Origin of the sequence: Pseudomonas sp. 1 R 17, from assembly GCF_900067035.1 — a bacterium.
Lineage (GTDB): Bacteria > Pseudomonadota > Gammaproteobacteria > Pseudomonadales > Pseudomonadaceae > Aquipseudomonas > Aquipseudomonas marginalis.
In genome coordinates, this window is the sequence record NZ_FKLB01000069.1 from 449985 (window position 1) to 467280 (window position 17296).

Annotated in this window: 14 protein-coding genes; 9 read left to right on the top strand and 5 right to left on the bottom strand. The window is 60.4% G+C overall.

Annotation, left to right across the window (positions count from 1 at the left end; translation table 11 throughout):
* Positions 1 to 59: 59 nt before the first annotated feature.
* The 5 genes from moaE to BFP99_RS31015 all read right to left on the bottom strand — a co-directional run bounded on the left by moaE (position 60) and on the right by BFP99_RS31015 (position 4179).
* Positions 60 to 509, bottom strand: a complete 450-nt coding sequence (moaE, locus tag BFP99_RS30995) for a molybdopterin synthase catalytic subunit MoaE (RefSeq protein ID WP_065924226.1) — start codon at positions 507 to 509, stop codon at positions 60 to 62.
* A 2-nt stretch (positions 510 to 511) separates the two neighbouring features.
* Entirely contained in the window at positions 512 to 754 is a 243-nt protein-coding gene (gene moaD, locus BFP99_RS31000; RefSeq protein WP_065938595.1) for a molybdopterin converting factor subunit 1, read from the bottom strand.
* Complete coding sequence (gene moaC, locus BFP99_RS31005; protein ID WP_027604721.1) at positions 751 to 1224, bottom strand: cyclic pyranopterin monophosphate synthase MoaC; 474 nt, start codon at positions 1222 to 1224, stop codon at positions 751 to 753. The genes moaD and moaC overlap by 4 nt, the downstream gene beginning before the upstream one ends.
* A gap of 88 nt (positions 1225 to 1312) precedes the next feature.
* Positions 1313 to 2707, bottom strand: a complete 1395-nt coding sequence (locus BFP99_RS31010; RefSeq protein WP_005785025.1) for a PhoH family protein — start codon at positions 2705 to 2707, stop codon at positions 1313 to 1315.
* 347 nt (positions 2708 to 3054) lie between these two features.
* The gene (locus tag BFP99_RS31015; RefSeq protein WP_065948982.1) at positions 3055 to 4179 is read right to left on the bottom strand and encodes a polysaccharide deacetylase family protein; all 1125 of its coding nucleotides are present in this window, start codon (positions 4177 to 4179) and stop codon (positions 3055 to 3057) included.
* A 120-nt stretch (positions 4180 to 4299) separates the two neighbouring features.
* Here BFP99_RS31015 and yaaA point away from each other — a divergent pair, with 120 nt between their 5' ends.
* The 9 genes from yaaA to BFP99_RS31060 all read left to right on the top strand — a co-directional run bounded on the left by yaaA (position 4300) and on the right by BFP99_RS31060 (position 17091).
* The gene (yaaA, locus tag BFP99_RS31020; protein ID WP_065924228.1) at positions 4300 to 5079 is read left to right on the top strand and encodes a peroxide stress protein YaaA; all 780 of its coding nucleotides are present in this window, start codon (positions 4300 to 4302) and stop codon (positions 5077 to 5079) included.
* Between the two features lie 888 nt (positions 5080 to 5967).
* Positions 5968 to 7284 carry a nucleotide sugar dehydrogenase gene (locus tag BFP99_RS31025; protein WP_065924229.1) on the top strand — a complete coding sequence of 439 codons (1317 nt, stop codon included), beginning with the start codon at positions 5968 to 5970 and terminating at the stop codon, positions 7282 to 7284.
* Positions 7285 to 7367: 83 nt separating this feature from the next.
* Positions 7368 to 8849: a mannuronan synthase gene (gene alg8 / locus BFP99_RS31030; protein WP_161985711.1), complete on the top strand. Its 1482-nt coding sequence runs from the start codon at positions 7368 to 7370 to the stop codon at positions 8847 to 8849.
* Between the two features lie 38 nt (positions 8850 to 8887).
* Entirely contained in the window at positions 8888 to 10054 is a 1167-nt protein-coding gene (locus BFP99_RS31035; RefSeq protein ID WP_065948983.1) for an alginate biosynthesis protein Alg44, read from the top strand.
* A 2-nt stretch (positions 10055 to 10056) separates the two neighbouring features.
* The gene (gene algK / locus BFP99_RS31040; protein ID WP_065948984.1) at positions 10057 to 11448 is read left to right on the top strand and encodes an alginate biosynthesis TPR repeat lipoprotein AlgK; all 1392 of its coding nucleotides are present in this window, start codon (positions 10057 to 10059) and stop codon (positions 11446 to 11448) included.
* Positions 11445 to 12932, top strand: a complete 1488-nt coding sequence (locus BFP99_RS31045) for an alginate export family protein (RefSeq protein WP_065948985.1) — start codon at positions 11445 to 11447, stop codon at positions 12930 to 12932. The genes algK and BFP99_RS31045 overlap by 4 nt, the downstream gene beginning before the upstream one ends.
* Positions 12932 to 14500, top strand: a complete 1569-nt coding sequence (algG, locus tag BFP99_RS31050) for a mannuronan 5-epimerase AlgG (protein ID WP_065948986.1) — start codon at positions 12932 to 12934, stop codon at positions 14498 to 14500. The genes BFP99_RS31045 and algG overlap by 1 nt, the downstream gene beginning before the upstream one ends.
* Positions 14501 to 14511: 11 nt before the next feature.
* Complete coding sequence (locus tag BFP99_RS31055; protein ID WP_065949025.1) at positions 14512 to 15957, top strand: alginate O-acetyltransferase; 1446 nt, start codon at positions 14512 to 14514, stop codon at positions 15955 to 15957.
* A 24-nt stretch (positions 15958 to 15981) separates the two neighbouring features.
* The gene (locus BFP99_RS31060; RefSeq protein ID WP_141690861.1) at positions 15982 to 17091 is read left to right on the top strand and encodes a mannuronate-specific alginate lyase; all 1110 of its coding nucleotides are present in this window, start codon (positions 15982 to 15984) and stop codon (positions 17089 to 17091) included.
* The last annotated feature ends 205 nt before the right edge of the window (positions 17092 to 17296 follow it).

Genomic DNA, 17296 nt, shown 5'->3' on the forward strand with positions numbered 1-17296 from the left:
ACTGATCCACCGCCATCGGGAGCAAGCCCCCTCCCACATTTGGTTCTGTGTTCGGCTGGCTATTTCCAGCGATCCGCCGCAGCGTGGTCGCTGTCTCGCCCTTCCACCCAGCGCGCGCCTTCGCTGGTATTTTCCTTCTTCCAGAACGGCGCACGGGTTTTCAGGTAATCCATCACAAACGCACAGGCATCGAACGCGGCCTGGCGATGGGCACTGGCGGCGGCCACGAACACAATCGGCTCGCCAGGCTCCAGCGCACCGATACGATGCAGCACTTCGAGCTTGAGCAGCGGCCAGCGTTGCTCGGCTTCGACGGCGATCTTGGCCAAGGCTTTTTCAGTCATGCCCGGATAGTGTTCGAGGAACATGCCAGACACCTCGCGCCCCTCGTTGAAGTCGCGCACATAGCCGACAAAACTCACCACCGCGCCCACGCCCACATTCGCCGCGTGCATCGCGTTGACCTCGGCACCGGGGTCAAACGGTTCGACCTGTACACGAATGGCCATGTTCAGCCTCCGGTCACGGGCGGGAAGAACGCGACTTCATCACCGGCCTGCAACGGCTCGTCGAGAGCGCACAACTCCTGGTTGCGAGCACACATCAAGCTGGTTTCGTTGAGCACTTCAAAGCCCGGATCAGCGGCCAGCGCCTGGCGCACGGCATCGACCGTGGCGAAGTCGCCTTCCATCTCAAGTGAATCCAGGCCTATTTTTTCGCTGTAACGCGCGAAAAACAGTACGTTGATGCTCATTGTCCATCCGCCTTGAAATGCCCGCTCTTACCGCCAAGCTTTTCCAGCAGGCGAATGTTTTCGATGGTCATGCCGCGATCCACGGCCTTGCACATGTCGTAGATCGTCAGCGCCGCGACGCTGGCCGCCGTCAACGCTTCCATCTCTACGCCGGTCTGCCCGGACAGCTTGCAGCGTGCGACGATGTGCACCGAGTCTGCGCCATCGGCACTCAGTTCGACCTTGACACCGGTCAACATCAGCGGGTGACACAGGGGGATCAAATCACTGGTTTTTTTCGCCGCCTGGATCCCGGCGATGCGGGCCACGGCAAACACGTCGCCCTTGGGATGGGCGCCGTCGACAATCATTTGCAGGGTCTCGGGCAGCATGCGCACCCGCGCTTCGGCCACCGCCTCCCGGAACGTCACGGACTTGTCGGTGACGTCGACCATATGGGCGCGACCTTGGGAATCGAGATGAGTCAGCACAGGGATACTCCTGATCAGGAGCGGCGATTGTAAACCCAACACACAATAAATGTGGGAGCAGCGGTGCGACGCACCGCCGCTCCAACGGTTACAGGTGCGACTCTGCGTATTCAGCCAGAATCGAGCGAGGCACCCCTTGCAGCGCGATATGCACGCCGTTCGGGAAGTCCTTGAAGCGTTCCGTCAGGTAGGTCAGCCCGGAGCTGGTCGCGGACAGGTAAGGAGTGTCGATCTGTGCCAGGTTACCCAGGCACACCACTTTGGAACCGGCGCCGGCACGGGTGATGATGGTTTTCATCTGGTGCGGGGTCAGGTTCTGGCATTCATCGATCAAAATCAGGCTCTGCTGGAAGCTGCGACCTCGGATGTAGTTGAGGGATTTGAACTGCAACGGCACTTTGCTGAGGATGTAGTCGACGCTGCCATGGGTGTTTTCGTCATCCATGTGCAAGGCTTCGAGGTTGTCGGTGATCGCCCCCAGCCACGGCTCCATTTTTTCCGCCTCGGTACCGGGCAAAAAGCCGATTTCCTGGTCCAGGCCCTGCACGGAGCGAGTGGCGATGATGCGGCGATAGCGCTTGGTCACCATGGTCTGCTCGATGGCGGCAGCCAGGGCAAGGATGGTTTTACCGGAACCGGCAGCGCCCGTCAGGTTGACCAGGTGGATGTCCGGGTCGAGCAGCGCATACAGCGCCAGGCTCTGGTAGATGTCACGCGGTTTCAAGCCCCAGGCTTCCTGGTGCAACAGGGGTTCCTGATGCAGGTCGAGGATCAGCAGCTTGTCGACCTGGATCTCTTTGATCCAGCCCACGAAGCCCTGTTCGTCGACGATGAATTCATTGATATGCACGGCCGGCAGATTGTCGATCAGTTGTACCTGGTGCCAGGTACGGCCATGGTCCTGACGGGTTTCGACCTTGCTGACACGGTCCCAGAACGAGCCGGTCATCATGTGATAACCACGGGACAGCATCGACACGTCGTCGACCAGTTGGTCGGTACTGTAGTCCTCGGCAGCGATCCCACACGCTCGTGCCTTGAGGCGCATATTGATGTCTTTGGTCACCAGCACCACGCGCAGGTCCTTGTCGCGAGCGTGCAGGTCGATCAATTGGTTGATGATTTTGTTGTCGTTCAGGTTTTCGGGCAGCAGGCTGTTGGGCTCGCTGCGCTTGCTCATCAGGATCGACAGCAAGCCCTTGGGCCCGCTTTTGCCGCGCTGGATCGGCACGCCGACCTCAACGTCCTCGGGTGACGCTTCGCCCAGGGTCTTGTCGATCAGGCGGATGGCCTGGCGGCATTCGGCAGCCACGCTGTGGTGCCCGCTTTTGAGTTTGTCGAGCTCCTCAAGCACGATCATCGGGATGGCGACGTGGTGTTCTTCGAAGTTAAGCAGTGCGTTTGGATCGTGGATCAGTACATTGGTATCAAGCACATAAAGGATTGGCTGGTCGGAAGAAGGGTTACGTCCATGATCATCCATACTCGGTCACCTTTGTGGGAGCCAGTCGACGCAATACCACAACAGTGCTGCGCCTCGATTCGACCACCGACTGCACCTGAGTGACGTCAAGCGCAGTGCCCACATGAGGAGTCTTGGAAGACGCCACCTGTGTTGCAGGTTTCGGCGATCTGACTTCGTAATACCGCAAAACCCATGACAGGAAAAAGTACTTTGACGCTTTTTTGAAGTTTATTTTTCAGGATGACGAATAGCACTAGCCGAGTGCCCCATGCACCGTTAAAGTCGGAAGTCCGCCTGCATCGAAATGTCGCACAAAATCAGCGTAAAAATGCCTCGCACCCAACAGGGCCGGGCACTTCATCCTTTTAACGAAACGCCTCCCGGCAGTCCTGCCAACCCAGCCCACTCTGCGCCGTTGCCTGCAGCAACATCGGCAGTGTTACCCGCGCCTTGTCCTGGGTGTCGTGAAACACAATCACGCCTTTGCGCCACAACAGCATCAACGTCAGCACCCGTTGCGCCGACTCATCGGCCTTGAGCTTGCCCGGCTCGTCCTGGGAATCGATGTCCCATAACGCCACCTGCAAGCCCTGGGACTGGAAGAACCCCTGGCTGTCCGCGCGCCGCTGCCCGTAAGGCGGGCGGAACAGCGGCACGTAGTTTTCCGGCATCAGGTTCTGCACCAACTGCGCGCTGCGGGTGATGGAACTCTGCCAGTCCACCCAATGGCTGTGGGAACGGTACTGCCAGCCCTGGGTGCCGACGCACTGGCCCTGGTACAACGCCTCCACCTCAGCGGCGGAACTGCGCTCCACACGGGTTTGCAGGCTGCTGCCGAGGACAAAGAAGGTGGCGTTCATCTTCTGCTTGCGCAGGTAGTCGGCGAGCCAGTCGGTATTGCCGCTGACCGGTGCCGGACCGCCGTCGAAGGTCAGCAGGAACAGGCGGTCGTTGAACTCGTCGCCGTTGCGTTCATGGTCGCCAAAGCGCGCGACTTCGCTGCTGATCTGCGGAAACAGCGCGGCCTTGCGCAGCAGTTCGTCCAGATAACGCTCATGGAAGGCATGGCTGGGTGCAGCCCAGCCTATATAGAAAGAGTCTTCGCTGATCGCCAGCTTGCCGGCCTGCTCCCGCAGGTCGTCCATGCTCTCCACCAGGTAGCAGAACGAGGCGTCGACTTCGCAGCTCTGCTGGGCGAACGTGTAGTTCTCCAGCAGGCGCTGCCACAGCTCGCGGCGCAGGTCGTCGATGGCCGCCAGGTTGATGATCTTCAAGCCCAGGCGCTGCTTGAGTGCGGTTTCATCCTGGGATTCACTGGCCAGCAGGCTGTGGGCGAACATCAGGATTTCCGCACGCGAGGCCACATCGAACAGCGCGGGACTGCTGAGTTTTTCCGGCCAGGTGCCACGGTCCAGGCTGGCTACATCCACCGGCGCCGCCTGGGCATTCAGGCACAGCAGGCACGCCGACAACAAAAGCGCTATTCGCACACAGGGTCTCCCTCTCCAGAGTCACCGGCCATCATAGCGGATCGCGTCTATCGCCATCATAGGTGGAGTCAAATCGCCCCAGCCCCTAGAATCCCCGCACGATTTACAGGAGACGACTTCATGCTGATGGTGATTTCCCCCGCCAAGACCCTCGATTTCGAGACCCCAGCGGTGACCCAGCGCTTTACCCAGCCACAGTACCTGGACCATTCCCAGGCGCTGATCGAGCAACTGCGCGAACTGAGCCCGGCGCAGATCAGCGAATTGATGCACGTGTCCGACAAGATCGGTGGCCTCAATGCCGCCCGCTTCGGCAGCTGGAACCCGGCCTTCACCCCGGAGAATGCCAAGCAGGCCTTGCTGGCGTTCAAGGGCGACGTGTACACCGGCCTGAACGCCGAGACCTTCAGCGATGCCGACTTCAGCTACGCCCAGGACCACCTGCGCATGCTCTCGGGCCTGTACGGCCTGCTGCGCCCCCTGGACCTGATGATGCCGTATCGCCTGGAGATGGGTACCAAACTCGCCAACGCCCGTGGCAAGGACCTGTACGCCTTCTGGGGCACACGCATCAGTGAGTGGCTGAACGAAGCCCTGGCCGAACAAGGCGACGACGTACTGCTCAACCTGGCCTCCAACGAGTACTTCTCGGCGGTCAAGCGCACAGCCCTGAACGCGCGGATCATCAACACCGAGTTCAAGGACCTGAAGAACGGCCAGTACAAGATCATCAGCTTTTACGCGAAAAAGGCCCGGGGCATGATGAGCCGCTTCGTGATCGAAGAGCGCATCAACGATCCGACCAGGCTCAAGCAGTTCGATGTGCAGGGTTACCGCTTCAATGCGGAGCAGTCCAAGCCGGACAATCTGGTGTTCCTGCGCGATCGTGCACCGGAATAAGGCCGTACCCGCCTCTTTCAGACAATGAAATCCAAATGTGAGAGGGGGCTTGCCCCCGATTGCGGTGGTTCAGTCACGAATCTATCGAGTGATGCACTGCCATCGGGGGCAAGCCCCCTCCCACATTTTTATCCGCGCTTCACGCCAAGAATCGTCATTTATTTGACGTCAAAAAATATCCCGACACATCCATAACATTTCTTTCACTCGACATTTGCGATTTTTTTTCGTAGTGGCACCACTTTTTTAAAACACTAGTGGCACAAAACTATCCCTTCGCGCCAACTACCCGTAACTACTGGCCCAGATAGCAAGTGCTATCAATATAGTACCAGTGCCATCTTTACCTATATTTCAAGAAATTTCGGGAAACAGGATGAGCGGCCAGGAACTTCGTCCTGAAGCGCCGCTCATACCACCGGTAACGAAATTCTCTGTTTCTGTAGGAGATGACTTACAAGGCGGACCAACGGAAGTAGCGAAGTTGTCATATTCAACTTTGACTCAGTGGTCACATTACCAACCGATTAGTTGAGAGCGGCGATAAGGATCCATTGCCACGAACTATAAGGCCAAGGCTGTGCTTACCCTAATGGGTCAGTGAGACAACCCAAGGCATTGATATCTAAAGGCTTACAGCCTCTATCAAGGCCCTGCGGCACTGGCGCCAGGCCCTTCTCCCAGGAAGGCTGGCTGCATTTCAGGGCAGGCCCCAATAACAAGGCCAAGTTGCGCACAACTTGAGTGCAATAGTTAGTCACTCGTTATTCAACATGCCTGTACGCGGCAAGTCGGCGTCTATTCGCCCAACTTTCGCGGCATTTGTGACGTTTGCAAACATGAACTCCGGCCATCTAATGGCATGATTTAAATACAGAGGTAATTGCGATGCGCATCAGCATATTTGGTTTGGGTTACGTTGGCGCAGTGTGTGCCGGTTGCCTGTCTGCCCGTGGCCACGAAGTGGTCGGCGTAGACATCTCCAAGGAAAAGATCGACCTGATCAACGCCGGCAAATCGCCGATCGTCGAGCCGGGTCTGGGCGAACTGTTGAGCCAGGGCATCGCAAACGGTCGACTGCGCGGCACCACCAACTTCGCCGAAGCCATCCGTGATACTGACCTGTCGATGATTTGCGTCGGTACGCCGAGCAAGAAGAACGGCGACCTGGAACTCAACTACATCGAATCGGTATGCCGCGAGATCGGTTTTGTCCTGCGTGACAAGACCACCCGCCACACCATCGTGGTACGCAGCACCGTGTTGCCGGGCACCGTCGCCAACGTGGTGATCCCAATCCTCGAAGACTGCTCCGGCAAGAAAGCCGGCGTCGACTTCGGTGTTGCGGTCAACCCGGAATTCCTGCGCGAATCCACCGCCATCGCCGACTACGACCTGCCACCGATGACCGTCATCGGCGAATTCGACAAAGCCTCCGGCGATGTCCTGCAGTCACTGTACGAAGAACTCGACGCACCGATCATCCGCAAGGACATCGCCGTAGCCGAGATGATCAAGTACACCTGCAACGTGTGGCACGCCACCAAGGTCACCTTCGCCAACGAGATCGGCAACATCGCCAAGGCGGTCGGCGTCGACGGTCGCGAAGTGATGGAAGTGGTCTGCCAGGACAAGACCCTCAACCTGTCCCAGTACTACATGCGCCCAGGCTTCGCGTTCGGCGGCTCCTGCCTGCCTAAAGACGTGCGCGCCCTGACCTACCGCGCCGGCTCCCTGGACGTGGAAGCGCCGCTGCTCAACTCGCTGATGCGCAGCAACGAATCCCAGGTGCAGAACGCCTTCGACATCGTCGCCGGCCACGACAAACGCAAAGTCGCCCTGCTGGGCCTGAGCTTCAAGGCCGGTACCGACGACCTGCGCGAAAGCCCACTGGTCGAGCTGGCGGAAATGCTGATCGGCAAGGGTTACGACCTGAGCATCTACGACAGCAACGTCGAGTACGCCCGTGTCCACGGTGCGAACAAGGACTACATCGAAGGCAAGATCCCCCACGTGTCGTCCCTGCTCAACTCGGACTTCGATGATGTGATCAACAACTCCGACGTGATCATCCTTGGTAACCGCGACGAGAAGTTCCGTGCCCTGGCGCAGAACGCACCGCACGGCAAGCAAGTGATCGACCTGGTGGGCTTCATGTCCAAGGCCACCAGTACGACAGGCCGTACCGAAGGCATTTGCTGGTAACAGCAACGGTAAGTTTCGAGCTGCAGGCGTACCAATCCCCAGCGCTTGCAGCTCGAAGCCTTCTTCACCTTCGGATGACGCTTATGTCCAAGTTAAAACACGTACTGCTCCAATCCGCCGGCTGGCTGTTCTTTCTGAGCCTGCTGATGGGTCTCGCCCTGCTGTTGCCGGCGAGTACGTTCGACTCCGAGTCGAAGAATTTTATTTTCCTGATTGGCGCCGTCGGTATCTGGCGCTACTCGATGGGTGCTACGCATTTCTTTCGCGGCATGCTGTTCCTGTATGTGGTCTACCCGCATCTGCGCCGTAAAGTGCGCAAGCTGGGCAAGGCTGCCGACCCGTCCCACGTGTTCCTGATGGTCACCAGCTTCCGTATCGATGCGCTGACCACCGCGCAGGTCTACAGCTCGGTGATTCGTGAGGCCATCGAATGCGGCTTCCCCACCACCGTGGTCTGCTCGCTGGTGGAAATGTCCGATGAGCTGCTGGTCAAGAGCCTCTGGGAACGCATGAACCCGCCGGATCACGTCAAGCTCGACTTCGTGCGGATCGCCGGTACCGGCAAGCGCGACGGCCTGGCCTTCGGTTTCCGCGCCATCTCCCGCCACCTGCCGGACGACCGCGCGGTGGTTGCCGTGATCGATGGCGACACCGTGCTCGCCGAAGGCGTGGTGCGCAAGACCGTGCCGTGGTTCCAGCTGTTCGGCAACGTCGGCGGCCTGACCACCAACGAATTCTGCGAAGTGCGCGGCGGCTACATCATGAGCGAGTGGCACAAACTGCGCTTCGCCCAGCGCCACATCAACATGTGCTCCATGGCCCTGTCCAAGCGCGTGCTGACCATGACCGGCCGCATGTCGGTGTTCCGCGCCAACGTCGTGACTGACCCGGGCTTTATCGCCGACGTGGAAAGCGACTCGCTGCAGCACTGGCGCCTGGGCCGCTTCAAGTTTCTCACCGGTGACGACAAGTCCAGCTGGTTCAGCCTGATGCGCCTGGGCTACGACACCTTCTACGTGCCGGACGCCGCGATCCACACCGTGGAACACCCGCCGGAAAAGAGCTTTATCAAAGCCAGCCGCAAGCTGATGTTCCGCTGGTACGGCAACAACCTGCGCCAGAACTCCCGCGCCCTGGGCCTGGGTGTACGCCGGCTGGGCCTGTTCACCAGCATCGTGTTGTTCGACCAGCGCGTGTCGATGTGGACCTCCCTGCTCGGCCTGACCGTGGCAATCATCGCCACCTTCAAGTACGGCGGCGCGTTCATCCTCGCGTACCTGCTGTGGATCGGCATCACCCGCCTGATCCTGACCCTGCTGCTGTCGTGCTCCGGCCACAAGATCGGCCCGGCTTACCCGGCGATTCTCTATTACAACCAGATCATGGGCGCGTTGGTGAAGATCTACGTGTTCTTCCGCCTTGATCAACAGTCCTGGACCCGCCAGGACACCAAACTGACCCGCGATTTGGCCAGCTTTCAACGTTGGTTCAACACCTGGTCGTCTCGGACCATGACCTTCTCCGCCGGCAGCATCTTCGTTGCCGTGTTGCTGATGATGGTCTGACCCTGCCAAGCCTGAATTAACCAAGGAATTACACCGTCATGAACAGCCAAGTAAACGCCAACGTTGTCCACGAATCCGAAGCCCAGCGCCAACATGCCCGGGTCAAAATCCCGGCCAAGCTGCGCTTCTTCAACACCGACCGCACCCAGACCGAAGCACGGGTGATCGACCTCTCGGCCGGCGGCCTGGCGTTCACCGCCACCCAGCCGTTGACCGTGGGTGAAGTGCACAAGGGTCGCCTGCAATTCGTCATCGATAACCTCGGCCTGGCCATGGATGTGGAGCTGCAGATCCGCTCCTACGACCGCCAGAGCGGCCGCACCGGTTGCCAGTTCCAGAACCTCGACGCCCAGGATATTTCCACCCTGCGCCACCTGATCACCTCGCACCTGTCGGGCGACATCGTGACCATGGGTGACGTGCTGGCAACCCTGCAACGCGACAACTTCACCAAGGCGCGCAAGGTCAAGGACAGCGGCAGCAACATGAGCGCCTTCGGTCGCCTGCGCGCCGTGACGTTCAGCCTGGCGATCTTCCTCGTCGGCCTGGCAGCCTTCGGCTTCGTGTTCAAATCGGTGTACGGCATGTACTTCGTCAGCCACGCCCAGGCCGGCCTGGTCAGCGTGCCCGGCATGAACGTGACCATGCCCCGCGACGGCACCGTGCAAAGCCTGCTCAAAGGTGACGCGGTGGCGGCCAAAGGTGCACCACTGGCGACCTTCAGCACCAGCATGCTGGATGTGCTCAAAGGCCACCTGGACGAAGACCAGCTGCAGCCGGCCAAGGTCGAAGAGCTGTTCGGCAAGCAAATGACCGGCACCCTCACCTCGCCGTGCGATTGCGTGGTCGCCCAGCAACTGGTCGCCGACGGCCAGTACGCCAGCAAAGGCGACGTGATCTTCCAACTGGTGCCACGCGGCAGCCAGGCTAACGTCGAAGCTCGCTTTACCTATCGCCAGTTCGGTGACGTGCGCCCAGGTACCCCGGTGAGCTTCCAGGTGGCCGACGAAGAACAAGTGCGCACCGGCACCATCGTCAGCAGCACCAGCCTGAACAGTGCCGACCTGTCCTCCGACATCCGTGTACAGATCAAGCCTGACGCCCCGCTGGACAGCGCCTACGCCGGCCGCCCGGTGGAAGTGACCAGCGACCGTGGCCCATCCCTGAACTGGCTGATCGATAAAGCCATGGCTGCGGGTCTTTAATCATGAGCGCCCTTCGAACCCTGCCGGTGCCCCTGGCGCTGGCCATCGCCCTCGCCGGTTGCGCCGGCCTGCCCGACCAACGCCTGGCCAATGAAGCGCTCAAGCGTGGCGATACCGTCACCGCGCAGCAGAATTACCAGCAACTGGCAGACCTGGGCTACAGCGAGGCCCAAGTGGGCCTGGCCGATATCCAGGTAGGCACCCGCGATCCGGCGCAAATCAAACAGGCCGAGGCCACTTACCGTGCCGCGGCGGATACCTCGCCGCGCGCCCAGGCCCGCCTCGGTCGCCTGCTGGTGGCCAAGCCGGGCTCCACCGAAGCCGAACACCATGAAGCCGAAGGCCTGTTGAAAAAAGCCTTTGCCAATGGCGAAGGCAACACCCTGATCCCGCTGGCGATGCTGTACCTGCAATACCCCCACAGCTTCCCCAACGTGAATGCCCAGCAGCAGATCAGCAAGTGGCAGGCCGCCGGTTACCCGGAAGCCGGCCTGGCCCAGGTGCTGCTGTATCGCACCCAGGACACCTACGACCAGCATCTGGATGATGTGGAGCGCATCTGCAAGGCCGCGCTGAACACCACCGATATCTGCTATGTCGAGCTGGCCACGGTCTACCAGAAAAAAGCCCAGCCGGAAAAACAGGCCGAACTGCTCAAGCAGATGGAAGCCGGCTACAGCCGCGGCACCGTCACCGCACAACGCGTCGACAGCGTCGCCCGCGTATTGGGCGACGCCACGCTGGGCAAGACCGACGAGAAAACCGCCCAGGCCCTGCTGGAAAAAATCGCCCCCGGCTACCCGGCTTCCTGGGTCAGCCTGGCGCAACTGCTCTACGACTTCCCCGAACTGGGCGACGTCGACCAGATGATGAAATACCTGGACAACGGCCGCGCCGCCGACCAGCCGCGCGCCGAGCTGTTGCTGGGCAAGCTCTACTACGAAGGCAAGTGGGTGCCGGCGGACGCCAAGGCGGCTGAAGCGCACTTCCAGAAAGCCGTGGGCCGCGAAGTAGCTGCCGACTACTACCTCGGTCAGATCTACCGCCGTGGTTACCTGGGCCAGGTCTATTCGCAAAAAGCCCTGGACCACCTGCTGACCGCTGCGCGCAACGGCCAGAACAGCGCCGACTTCGCCATCGCCCAATTGTTTTCCCAAGGCAAGGGCACCAAGCCCGACCCATTGAATGCCTATGTCTTCAGCCAATTGGCCAAAGCCCAGGGCACGCCAGAGGCCAATGACCTGGCCACGCAGCTCGAAGCCCCGCTCACACCGGAACAACGCGCCCAAGGCCAACGCCTGGTGCAACAGGAACTGGCCGCCCGCGGCACCCTGGCCCAGAGCACGCTGCAACTGCACGCCCTGGAAGAAGAAGACGGCGAGGAATCCCTATGAAGCTCAATCCATTCGTGCAGGCCGGCATCGGCCTGACCTTCGCCCTGCTGTGGTCGTGCCCGACCCTGGCCGCGCTGACCGAAGCCAAGAACTTCGGCCTGGAAGTCAAAGTCACCGGCCAGTCCGAAGATGACCGCGACCTCGGCACCCAGAAAGGCGGCGACGTCAACGGCATCGGCCTCGACCTGCGCCCGTGGATCTACGGCGAAAGCGGCAACTGGAGCGCCTACGCCATGGGCCAGGCGGTGGCTTCGAGCGACATCATCGAGACCGACACCCTGCAACAGTCGGCGGATGACGAAAACCAGCAAACCACCAACAACGACCGCAAGACCAAGAAAAACTACCTGGCCATGCGCGAGTTCTGGGTCGGCTACAGCGGCTTCACGCCCTACCCCGGCGAGATCCTCAAGCTCGGTCGCCAACGCCTGCGCAATGACGACGGCCAATGGCGCGACACCAACATCGAAGCGCTGAACTGGACCTTCGACACCACCCTGCTCAAGGCCAACGTCGGCGCCGCCGAACGTTTCAGCGAATACCGTACCGACCTCAAGGAACTGTCGCCCAAGGATAAGGACCGTCAGCACCTCTACGCCGACGCGTCCTACCAGTGGACGCCGGGCCAGTGGATCGGCCTGCGTGGCCACCACACCCATGACAACGGCAAGCTCGACTACCCGGAACCGGGCGTCGCCACCGACTCCCTGGACAAGCGCGAGAACGGCGACCTGACCTGGCTCGGCATCGAAGCCAACAGCGACGCCTACAACTGGCGCAACACCAACACCGTCAACTACTGGGCCAGCATCACCGGCATGAAAGGCGACCGCGACTCGGTCAATGCCTTGAACGCCGACGGCACCCGCCCGACAGAGGCCAAGCGCAGCGATGACGTGAGTGGCTGGGCGACCGACCTGGGTATCCGCCTGCGTCTGGACCCGCAATGGCAAGTGGGTGCGGCCTATGCCCGCGCCAGTGCCGAGTACGAGCAGAACGGCCTGCAAAGCAACCGTTCGAACTGGACCGGCACCCAGTCCCGCGTGCACCGTTTCGGCGAAGCGTTTCGTGGCGAGATGAACAACATGCAGTCCATGAGCCTGTTCGGTTCCTGGCAGCTGCGTGAGGACTACGACGCCAGCCTGGTGTACCACAAGTTCTGGCGCGTCGACGGCAACAAGCCGGTGGGCAGCAATGGCATCGACGCCGTGCAGAACAACACCGATGACGTGACCGGCGCGATCCTGTCCAGCACTTCCCTGCCCCTTGAAGACGGCAAGAAAGACCTGGGCCAGGAGATGGACCTGGTCGTCACCAAGTACTTCAAGACCGGCCTGCTGCCGGCCGCGCTCAGCCAGTCGGTTGACGAACCATCAGCCCTGGTGCGGTTCCGTGCCGGTGTGTTCAAGCCAGGTGATGCCTATGGCAGCCAGGTCGACTCGTACATGCATCGCGCGTTTGTCGACGTGATCTGGAAATTCTGATGGGAGCCTGCGCAATGAATGCTCAAAGCCTACTCGTCGCGGCAATGCTGATGGCCAGCGCCACAGCGTTTGCCGATACGGCGGCCAAGGCGCCGACCATCGCCAAGGAACTGCAACAGGCCAAGACCTACACCATTTCCAGCCCGCCGACCGCGCCGCTGGAAATGGCCAAGCCAGCCCTGCCGGACCTGTCGGGCTACACCGCCGCAGCCATGGAAAAGAAGATCGTACGCACCAAGCCCGGCAAGATCAGCATCCGCCGCATGATGCAGGAAGACGCCCTGAAGGACTTTATCGGCGGCGACAACAAGATGGCCGAATGGGTGGTGCGTCAGCACGGTATTCCCCAGGCGATCTTTGTCGACGACGGTTACATGAACCTCAAGGACCTGCTGGGCAAAGTGCCCAAGCAGTACTTCAGCGAAACCTCGCCGGGCGTGTTCCTGGCCAAGTTGCCGATCGTGGTCGGCCGCAAGGGCATCCTGGACATCGATAAAAACACCCAGGAGCTGCGCCTGTCCCAGCAGGCCGGTTCGTTCCTGATCAACGACGGCCAGTTGTTTGTGCGTGACACCAGGATCACCGGTTGGGACGAAAAAGCCAATGGCCCGGCGCTGTTCAAGTCGCCCAAGGAGTTCCGCCCGTTCCTGCTGGCCTGGGGCGGCACCGAGACCTACGTTTCCAAGACCAAGATGGCCAGTTTCGGCTATGCCAACAGTAAGTCGTATGGGGTGAGTATTTCCCAGTACACGCCGAACATGGCCAAGGTGCTCAAGCGCCCTGAGCCGACCGGCTGGATCATCGATTCCGAGTTCTCGGACATGTGGTACGGCTTCTACTGCTACGAGACCACGGGCTTCGTGATCAAGGGCAATACCTACAAAGACAACATCGTCTACGGCATTGACCCCCATGACCGTTCCCACGGCCTGATCATCGCGGACAACACCGTCTACGGCACCAAGAAGAAGCACGGCATCATCATTTCCCGTGAGGTGAACGACAGCTTCATCTTCAACAACCGCAGCTACGACAACAAGCTTTCGGGCCTGGTGATCGACCGTAACAGCGTGAATAACCTGATCGCCGACAACGAGATCTACCGCAACCACACCGACGGCATCACCCTCTATGAGAGCGGCGACAACCTGCTGTGGGGCAACAAGGTGATCAGCAACCGTCGCCACGGCATCCGCGTGCGTAACAGCGTGAACATCAAGCTGTACGAAAACACCTCGATGGCCAACGGCCTGACCGGCGTGTACGGCCACATCAAGGATTTGACCGACACCGACCGCGACATCGCCCTCGACCCGTTCGACGCCAAGGTCTCGCTGATCGTGGTCGGCGGTGAACTGGCGGGTAACGGCAGCGGGCCGCTGTCCATCGACTCGCCACTGAGTATCGAGCTGTACCGCGTATCGATGCTGGCGCCGACCAAATCCAGCGGCATCAGTTTCTCCGGCGTGCTGGGCGATCGTCAGGAAGAAATTCTCGACCTGCTGGTGCGCCAGCAGAAAGCCGTGCTGATCGACCCTGTCGAACGCCAGACCGAAATGCAGGACTGAGGATGACCCTTATGCACCCACACATGATCAAACTGCTGAGCCTCTCGGGTCTGACCCTCGGCCTGCTCGCAGCCAGCCAGGGCGTGCGCGCCGACGAAATCAAGGCCCCGACCTTCACCGCCGAACCCTGCTGCAGCCTGTGCCCGGCCGCCCATGACGCGAAAAACTACACCACGCGCTACCAGCAGAACTTCACCACCCTGGTGCAAGCCCAGGGCGACTGGCTGTTCCGTACCCAGGAAGACCTGCGCACCGAATTCGACACCAGCCCGGCCGGCTACAAGCGCATGCAACAACTGCACGACGCGTTCAAGGCCAAGGGCGTGGAACTGGTGGTGGTCTACCAGCCGACCCGTGGCCTGGTGAACCGCAACAAGCTCAACCCCGCGGAAAAAGCCTCGTTCGATTTCGACAAGGCCCTGGGCAACTACAAGACCATGCTCGGCCGTTTCGCCAAGATGGGCTACGTGGTGCCGGACCTGTCACCGTTGACCAATGAGCAACTGCCGGACGAACTGCCGGCCCATGATTTCTACTTCCGCGGTGACCAACACTGGACCCCGTACGGCGCCCAGCGCACGGCGAAAATCGTCGCGGCCAAGGTTAAGCAGATGCCTGAATATGCCGAGATTCCCAAGCGCGAATTCGAGACCAAGCGCTCCGGGCGCATGGGCAAGACCGGCACCCTGCACAACATGGCCGGGCAATTGTGCGGCACCAGCTACGCGATCCAGTACATGGACCAGTTCACCACCGAGCCGAAAGGCGAAGCCGGCGACGGCGACCTGTTCGGCGATTCGGGCAACCCGCAGATCACCCTGGTGGGCACCAGCCACAGTGGCAAGAACTACAACTTTGCCGGGTTCCTGGAAGAAGAAATCGGCGCCGACATCCTCAACGTCGCCTTCCCCGGCGGTGGCCTGGAAGGCTCGATGATCCAGTACCTGGGCAGCGACGAATTCCAGAAGAGCCCGCCGAAAATCCTTATCTGGGAATTCTCGCCGCTCTATCGCCTGGACCAGGAGACCATCTACCGCCAGATGATGGCGCTGCTCGACAACGGCTGCGAAGGCAAGACCGCGCAGATGAGTGCGAGCACAACATTGAAACCCGGCAAGAACGAATTGATGGTTAACAGTTCGAATAAAGACCTGCGCAACGCCAACCATCAGGTTGATATCCGCTTCGCCGACCCGTCGGTGAAAACCTTGCAAGCCACCCTCTGGTACATGAACGGGCGCCACGAGGACATCAAGATCGAGAAACCCGAAACATCCGATACAGACGGGCGTTTCGCCTTTGAACTGCGCACCGATGAAGACTGGGCCTCGCAGAACTTGCTGGCCGTGGAAGTGCAGGGCCCCGAAGCGGGCGCTGCTGCGCAGAAGGTCGAAGCGAAAATTTGCACACGCAACGTATTCCCAGCGGGCGGTCAACAGACCGCCTCGACGCCGTGAAATAAGCGTGCAATGAGGTTACTTATGCAGAAGTTATGGATTCCATCGTTGCTGGGCCTGGCGATCTTCGCCGGTGCAGCCAACGCCGCCGCCCCGCTGCGTCCGCCCCAGGGCTACTTCGCACCGATTGAAGCGTTCAAGACCGGCGACTTCAAGGAAAACTGCGACACCATGCCAACGCCCTACACCGGGCCTCTGCAATTTCGCAGCAAGTACGAAGGTTCCGACAAAGCCCGTTCGACCCTGAACGTGCAGTCGGAAAAAGCCTTTCGCGACAGCACCGCCGACATCACCAAGCTGGAAAAAGACACCAGCAAGCGCGTGATGCAATTCATGCGCGACGGTCGCCCGGAGCAGCTCGAATGCACCCTGAACTGGCTGGTGTCGTGGGCCAAGGCCGATGCGTTGATGTCCAAGGACTTCAATCACACCGGCAAGTCCATGCGCAAATGGGCCTTGGGCAGCATGGCGTCGGCCTATGTGCGCCTGAAGTTCTCCGACTCGCACCCGTTGGCCAACCACCCGCAGGAATCGCAACTGATCGAAGCCTGGTTCAACAAACTGGCCGATCAGGTGGTCAGCGACTGGGACAACCTGCCGCTGGAAAAAACCAACAACCACTCCTACTGGGCCGCCTGGTCGGTGATGGCAACGTCCGTCGCCACCAACCGTCGCGACCTGTTTGACTGGGCCGTCAAGGAATACAAGGTTGGCGTCAACCAGGTCGACGACCAAGGCTTCCTGCCCAACGAGTTGAAGCGTCAGCAGCGTGCCTTGTCGTACCACAACTACGCGTTGCCGCCGCTGGCGATGATCGCCAGTTTTGCCCTGGTCAACGGTGTCGACCTGCGCCAGGAAAACAACAGCGCACTCAAGCGCCTGGGCGACAAAGTGCTGGCCGGGGTCAAGGACCCGGAGATCTTCGAACAGAAGAACGGCAAGGAGCAGGACATGAAGGACCTCAAGGAGGACATGAAGTATGCCTGGCTCGAACCCTTCTGCACCCTCTACACCTGCGCACCGGATGTGATCGAGCGCAAGCACGGGATGCAACCGTTCAAGACCTTCCGCCTGGGGGGTGACCTGACCAAGGTCTACGACCCGACGCATGAAAAAGGCAACAAAGGTAGCTAAGGCTGAATGGATTACCTGTAGTGAGCGGGCTTGCCCCGCGCTGGGCTGCGAAGCAGTCCTAATCGATCCGCCGCCGTGTGCCAGGCATACCGCGGTGTAGGGTTTTGGGGCGGCTTCGCCACCCAGCGCGGGGCAAGCCCGCTCACTACAAAAGCTGCATCGCCGCCCATGAAGTTGTGGGGGGTTTGGGGGGGCTGCGGCCCTT